General features: G+C 64.9%; 7 protein-coding genes. 4 read left to right on the forward strand and 3 right to left on the reverse strand.

The window, feature by feature from the left end; translation table 11 throughout:
• Positions 1-340: 340 nt before the first annotated feature.
• The 4 genes from DBR22_RS12865 to DBR22_RS12880 all read left to right on the forward strand — a co-directional run bounded on the left by DBR22_RS12865 (position 341) and on the right by DBR22_RS12880 (position 2,845).
• Entirely contained in the window at positions 341-553 is a 213-nt protein-coding gene (locus tag DBR22_RS12865) for a hypothetical protein (RefSeq protein ID WP_108599347.1), read from the forward strand.
• A gap of 35 nt (positions 554-588) precedes the next feature.
• On the forward strand, positions 589-1,323 hold the full coding sequence (locus DBR22_RS12870; protein WP_108599348.1) for a GAF and ANTAR domain-containing protein: 735 nt from the start codon (positions 589-591) through the stop codon (positions 1,321-1,323).
• Between the two features lie 26 nt (positions 1,324-1,349).
• Positions 1,350-1,730 carry a VOC family protein gene (locus DBR22_RS12875; RefSeq protein ID WP_108599349.1) on the forward strand — a complete coding sequence of 127 codons (381 nt, stop codon included), beginning with the start codon at positions 1,350-1,352 and terminating at the stop codon, positions 1,728-1,730.
• Between the two features lie 323 nt (positions 1,731-2,053).
• Positions 2,054-2,845 carry an ANTAR domain-containing protein gene (locus DBR22_RS12880; protein ID WP_181365164.1) on the forward strand — a complete coding sequence of 264 codons (792 nt, stop codon included), beginning with the start codon at positions 2,054-2,056 and terminating at the stop codon, positions 2,843-2,845.
• A 118-nt stretch (positions 2,846-2,963) separates the two neighbouring features.
• Here the strand turns inward: DBR22_RS12880 and purU are convergent, their stop codons facing one another.
• Genes purU through DBR22_RS12895 form a run of 3 tightly spaced genes read right to left on the reverse strand, consistent with a single transcriptional unit; the run spans position 2,964 to position 6,120 of the window.
• Positions 2,964-3,818 carry a formyltetrahydrofolate deformylase gene (gene purU / locus DBR22_RS12885; RefSeq protein WP_108599351.1) on the reverse strand — a complete coding sequence of 285 codons (855 nt, stop codon included), beginning with the start codon at positions 3,816-3,818 and terminating at the stop codon, positions 2,964-2,966.
• Between the two features lie 2 nt (positions 3,819-3,820).
• The gene (gene cycA / locus DBR22_RS12890; RefSeq protein ID WP_181365165.1) at positions 3,821-5,317 is read right to left on the reverse strand and encodes a D-serine/D-alanine/glycine transporter; all 1,497 of its coding nucleotides are present in this window, start codon (positions 5,315-5,317) and stop codon (positions 3,821-3,823) included.
• A complete protein-coding gene (locus tag DBR22_RS12895) occupies positions 5,293-6,120 on the reverse strand; it encodes a methylenetetrahydrofolate reductase (RefSeq protein ID WP_108599353.1) in 828 nt (275 codons plus the stop codon). The genes cycA and DBR22_RS12895 overlap by 25 nt, the downstream gene beginning before the upstream one ends.
• Positions 6,121-6,225 lie beyond the last annotated feature (105 nt).

A 6,225-nucleotide genomic window follows, 5' to 3' on the forward strand; every position in this document is an offset into this window, starting at 1 on the left:
GAACCAGGCCAACAATGACGGCACCCCAGAACAACACAAAACTCACCCACATCAGGACGTAACCCCAGCCGCCCATATACCCGTCCCCGCCCCAGAACATCATGGCTGCTTCCTTCCCGCGCAGGGACACACAGGTCCCTGCGTCAACTCTCGTCCCGGCGGGCTTCCGGCGTCAGAGTCTTTGGACCTTTGCAAGCCGTCAAGAGGGAGATCCCCCGGCCCGCACCGCCTGAACCGACTTCTCGTCATCCTGACACGGAAAAATCACCGACCGGAAACACCCCGGCAACCTTCCGGGGGCATGCTGTGACTACGGGGACATCACAGCAGGGGGCACAGCATGAGCACACAGCAGGCACAAAAGGTAAAACTCCAGCCGGGCGACTACATCGAGGCGTGGCACAACGGCAAGCTTTTCCACCACGGCCGGGTGACCGACGTCGTACGTTCACTGGAACTGATCTGGATCCGGGACACCCGGACCGGCATGCGCAAGCTGCTGGACCCGGAGGCCCTGGAGATCGTGGTCTCCAAGGATCCGGCGGCTGTTTAGGGCGTGCAGGGCCCGGCAAGGCCTAGAATTTGGGCATGACTTCTTCGCCCGAGCATCAACTGCTCCTTGAGCTGCAGGACCTGATCATCGGAACGGACTCGGTGGCGGCCTTCCTTGGCGGGCTCTCCGTCATCGCCGCCGCCGAGATCAGCCGGTCCGCCGGAACAGAAGTTGAGTGCGGTGTCACGCTCAAACTTTCCAAGAAGACCGCGACTGTAGGCGGCAGCAGCCCGAGGGCAATCCATCTGGACAAGATCGAACAGCGGGTGGGCGACGGGCCGTGCATCCTGGCGCTGAAGGTGAAAGAGCCTGTCCTGATGGCGGACGCCCGCACCGATCCGCGCTGGCCCGGCTATCAGCGGCACCTGCTTGAGGAAGGCTGCCTGAGCGTCCTCGGTGTGCCCATGGAACTCAGCGAAGAAGCCAGCGCTGCCCTGAACTTCTTTGCCCCTTCTGTTGACGCATTCAGCGAGGAGACCATCCGGGAGGCGGACCGCTTCGCCGAGATCGCCGGCCGGGCCGTCCGGCTCGCCGTCAGGGTGGGCACCGCCGAGAACGCCGCCGACAACCTGGCAGCGGCCATGACCAGCCGCACGGCCATCAACCTCGCGTGCGGCATCATCATGGGCCAGAACAGGTGCAGCCAGGGCGAGGCCATGGGCATCCTGATGAAGGTCTCCAGCCACCGGAACCAGAAGCTCCGGGATGTTGCCGAGGAGATCGTCCTGAAGGTTTCGGGCGAGGAACCCGCCACCTATTTCGACAAGTAGCCGCCGCCGTACCGTAGGGTGGCCGCATGGAACTCCGACTCGAAGTGGTGCAGGTGCCCGTTTCCGATGTGGACCGGGCCAAGGCCTTCTACACAGACCAGCTCGGCTTCGTGCTCGATCACGACGTCGAACATATCCCCGGGATGCGCGTGGTCCAGCTGACGCCACCGGGATCAGCCACGTCCATCGTCATTGGCACCGGCATGAACTCCATGGTGCCGGGCAGCCTCGAGGGCCTCCAGCTGACGGTCCCGGACATGGCCGAAGCGCGCAGCGAACTGGTGGGCCGCGGCGCCCCCATCAGCGAGGCACAGGACCTCGGCGGCTTCCTGTTCGCCCAGTTCAGCGATCCGGACGGCAACCGCTGGGTCATCCAGCAGATTCCGCCGAAGGGCTCCTCCGAATGAGGGGCCGGTGGCGGCTGGGGGTGGGATCACGCGGTCTCAGTTCGTGCTCCCTCGTCACCGGCCCCGGTCTCCGCATCCCCGGCCCAGCCCGGGGAGCCGGGGCTAAAACCCCGAAGCCTCCAGCCCCGGCCCAGGGCCGTTGCTGTTGACCAAGCGTAACGAGCAGCAAGCCATCTATCCCGAGTAGTGGGTACCTGATTCCGCAAGCAGGGCTACCTGCCTGTGATGGTCACAGCCGGTCATTAAAAACGAGTACTTACTACCCGGGTGCCCTCTTGACGGCGTTCATACAATGAATGGATACCGACTCTGGGGGTTGGATCATGAAAACTGAAACTCAGTTCGATCTGCGGGACACAGGCGTCCTGTTGACCATCCGCGGGCACTCGGAAGCAGCCTTGGCACGCTCGCTGGCCAGGACCGCAGCCTCGGTGGCCAGCGACATTTGCGGCTCACCCGTGGAGAGTACCGTGACGCTGCTGCGGCCGGAAACCGCACCCTGCACTGCGGCAACGCACGACGGCGCCGGCGCACTCTCGCGCTGGGAGCAGCACACCGGGCGGGGCCCCACAGCCCGGGCATTGAACGGGGATCTGTCCATCATCCTCAACGATCACGGCCTGGACGAACGCTGGCCGGGGTACGTGGCGGGCCTCAGGACTGCCGGCTACCATTCGGCCATGGCCATCCCGCTCCAGCTGAAGCGCGGCTACCGCGCCGCACTGACGCTCTATGCCGCACAGGCGAACGTGTTCGCCCCGGCGGCCGCCCCCCACATCCTGTCTTTCTCCGACGTTGCAGCCAAGAGCCTCACACTGTCACTCCAGGTCAGAGCGGACCTGGTGCTCGCTGCGGAACTCCGCACTGAATTGGCCAGCCGCACCGAGATCGACACCGCCTGCGGCGTCATCATGGGCCAGGACCAGTGCTCCTACGAGGAAGCGCTGCTGGCCCTCACCGAGGCCGCAGCAAACAAAGACCTGGCTGTCCGCGAGGTTGCGCGGACCATCATACTTTCACTGGCCGGCGGAGTGCCGGCTACGGGCAATGCTGTGGCAACGCATGTAGATGCGTCCACGCACCTTGTGGGGCCCGCAGTGATGCAAGACGCCTGAGGCCAGGGGCTGGGACCTGGGCCGAAGGCACAACAGCAGCGACCGCCGTTATGAGGATTCATAACAGCGGCCGCTGCTTCGTTTTGTCCTGCCGGCCCGAGTAGCCGCTGCCTGGGTGTCAGCGCAGGATGACTGTCCTGCCGCCGTCGAGCATTACCCTGCCCTCGCAGTGCCACCGCACCGCGTTGCTCAGCGCCTTGCACTCGGCGTCCCGGCCCACCCGCACCAGATCCTCGGCGGTATGCGTGTGGTCCACCTCGATGACCTGCTGGGCGATGATGGGTCCCTCATCCAGCTCCGCGTTGACGTAGTGTGCCGTGGCGCCCACGGTTTTCACGCCGCGGTCATACGCCTGGTGGTACGGCTTCGCGCCCTTGAAGCTGGGCAGGAATGAGTGGTGGATGTTGATGGTTTTACCCGTCAGCTTCGCCGAGAGCTCGTCGCTGAGGACCTGCATGTAGCGGGCCAGGACCACCAGCTCGACGTCGAACTGGTCCACCAGCTCCAGCAGCCGCGCCTCCTGCGCCGGCTTCGTCTCCTGGGTGACCGGCAGGTGGAAGAACGGGATGTTGTGCCACCTGACCAGGTCCTCGTGGTCCGTGTGGTTGGAGACCACGGCCACGATCTCCACCGGAAGGTCACCCGTGCGGGCCCGGAACAGCAGATCGTTCAGGCAGTGCCCGAATTTGGACACCATCACCAGGACCCGGCGCTTGCGGCCATGCGGTTCCAGCTGCCAGTTCATGGCCCAGGTCCCGGCCAGTGGCGCGAAGTCCCTCCGCAGCTCCTCGGTGCTGAATTCCTTGGCGCCGGACGCGAAGTGGATGCGCATAAAGAACTGCTGGGCCTGGCGGTCGCCGAAGTGCTGGGTGTCGATGATGTCGCAGTCGTGGTCCAGAAGGTATCCGGTCACCGCATGGACGATCCCCGGGGACTCTTTGCAGTTGACGGTCAGGACGTGTTCGGTGGTCATTCCTAGCTCTCCCGGAGGGCTTTCTCGTGGGCAACGGCCCTCTCCTCGGCCACGACCTTCTCGCCGGCGAGGTCCTGCTGGAACTCGGCGTAGCGGGCCAGGTGGGACGGGCGGCGGCGGATGATGAGCCAGGCGACGCCGAGGATGACGAACCAGAGCGGGGTGACCAGGAGTGCTGTCAGGGTGTCCGGCTGCGTGGTCAGGGCCCAGAGCACAAAGGCGAAGAACGCGAACACCAGCCAGACCATGGGGATGCCGCCGGGCATCTTGAACTTGGAGGACTCGTGCAGGTGCGGGCGGCGGCTGCGGAACTTCAGGTAGCTGGCCAGGATGATGGACCAGACGAAGACGAAGCAGACGGCGGCCACGGTGGTGACCATGTCGAAGGCCTTGGCGATGTCCGAGCCCGCGTACATGAGCACCACGCCGGAGAGCAGCAGGATGCAGGAGAGGAACAGAGCGTTCTGCGGGACCTTGCGGCTGGACAGGCGGCTGAACATGGTGGGGGCGTCGCCTTCCTGGGCCAGGCCGTAGACCATGCGTGAGGTGGAGTAGATCCCGGAGTTGGCCGAGGACATGGCCGAGCTGAGCACCACCAGGTTCACCACGGTGGCCGCGGCGCCGAGGCCGGCCAGGGAGAACATGGCGATGAAGGGGCTGTGGCCGGCCTGGAACTGGGTCCACGGGGTGACGGACATCAGGATGATCAGGGCGCCCACGTAGAAGAGCAGCACGCGGATGGGGATGGAGTTGATGGCCTTGGGCAGGTTCTTCTCCGGGTCCTTGGCCTCGGCGGCGGTGGTGCCCACCAGTTCGATGCCCACAAACGCGAACACGGCGATCTGGAAGCCGGCCACAAAACCCATGAATTCATTCGGGAAGAATCCGCCGTGGCTCCACAGGTTCGTGAAGGTGGCAGGGCCGGCGTCGGACTGGAACCCGCTGAAGATCATGAACAGGCCCACGATGATCAGCGCCGCGATGGCGATGATCTTGATCAGCGCGAACCAGAACTCGGTCTCACCGAACGCCCGCACCGTGGCGAGGTTCAGGACCAGGAGGATGATCACGGTGGCGATGCCCGGGATCCACAACGGCACACCCGGCCACAGTTCCTCGGAGTAGGCGGCGATGGCGATGACGTCCGCGATGCCGGTGATCACCCAGCAGAACCAGTAGGTCCAGCCGGTGAAGAAGCCGGCCCAGGGGCCCAGCAGGTCCGCGGCGAAATCGCTGAAGGACTTGTAGTGCAGGTTGGACAGGAGCAGTTCGCCCATGGCCCGCATGACGAAGAACAGCATGAAGCCGATGATCATGTAGACGAAGATGACGGACGGGCCTGCCGCGGAAATGGTTTTGCCGGAGCCCATGAACAGGCCCGTGCCGATGGCGCCGCCAATGGCGATCAGCTGGATATGGCGGTTGCTCAGTTGCCGTTCGAGATGGGGCGTCTCGGCGGTGGTGGTTTTACTGCTCACGTGCTTGCTCCTCGGGTTAATGCTGACTGGAGTGCTGCGGGGGAAGACGCGGGGCCCACTTCATCGGGGACCGCATCGAGGTTGTTGAAGCTGTAAAGGTGGATGCCGGCGATGTTGCCGGTGTGGTTTTCAAGTTCGGCCACCAGGGGTGCGGGCGAGTAGCGGTCGCCGCTGAGCAGCTTGCGCGCCAGCGGACCTTTCCGGCTGAGGAACTTCAGGGAACTTCCGACGCCGATCTGCGTGGCCAGCGAGACCAGCTTGGTCCGCGGGACGGACCCCGCCACGCCCGCCCAAACGGGCAGCGTGACGCCTTCACGGCGCAAAAGCGCCGCGTAGTCGTTAATTTTGGGCGCGGCAAAGCACATCTGGGTGACGATGGACGTGGCCAGGTGCTGCTTGGCCAGCAGCGCATCGAGCAGGTCCAGGGGCTGAACCTTCGGGTGCCCCTCCGGGTAACCGGCGATCCCGGAGCGCATCCGGCCGCCGGTGTACTGCGCGATGTCCTCGAGCAGCGGCAGGGCCTCTTCGTAGGAACCGGCCGGCTGCTTCCGGTCGCCGCCGATCACGAACACCTCACGGATGCCGGCGGCGTCGCATTCGCGCATGATCCGTGTCATCTCGGCCCGGTCATGGATGCCGCGCGCCGCGAGGTGCGGGATGACGGTGTAACCGAGGCTGCCCAGCTGGATGGCGGTCCGCGTTGTCCGCTCGATGCCGTGGTGGGGCAGGCATGTCACGGTGAGCGTGGTGGTCAGCGGAACGTGTGTTTGGACCTGCTCAACGATGCCCGTGGATGGGACGATTTCGATTCTCGTAGGGAACATCTTTGGTCCTTTCTGGATATCGATGGTGCGGGCCGGTCAGCTGGCCCGGGCCGCCAGCAGTGAGCTGGCTTCCTGGCGGGTGCTGCCGGAGGACTCGATGTGGGC

The sequence above is a fragment of the Arthrobacter sp. HMWF013 genome, from assembly GCF_003061105.1.
In the GTDB taxonomy this organism is placed as follows: domain Bacteria; phylum Actinomycetota; class Actinomycetes; order Actinomycetales; family Micrococcaceae; genus Arthrobacter.

Excerpts from the sequence above, each read along its gene's own strand:
- DBR22_RS12895 (WP_108599353.1), bottom strand. The coding sequence starts at position 6,120 with ATGTTCCCTACGAGAATCGAAATCGTCCCATCCACGGGCATCGTTGAG.
- DBR22_RS12875 (WP_108599349.1), top strand. The coding sequence starts at position 1,350 with ATGGAACTCCGACTCGAAGTGGTGCAGGTGCCCGTTTCCGATGTGGAC.
- DBR22_RS12880 (WP_181365164.1), top strand. The coding sequence starts at position 2,054 with ATGAAAACTGAAACTCAGTTCGATCTGCGGGACACAGGCGTCCTGTTG.
- DBR22_RS12870 (WP_108599348.1), top strand. The coding sequence starts at position 589 with ATGACTTCTTCGCCCGAGCATCAACTGCTCCTTGAGCTGCAGGACCTG.
- DBR22_RS12865 (WP_108599347.1), top strand. The coding sequence starts at position 341 with ATGAGCACACAGCAGGCACAAAAGGTAAAACTCCAGCCGGGCGACTAC.
- purU (WP_108599351.1), bottom strand. The coding sequence starts at position 3,818 with ATGACCACCGAACACGTCCTGACCGTCAACTGCAAAGAGTCCCCGGGG.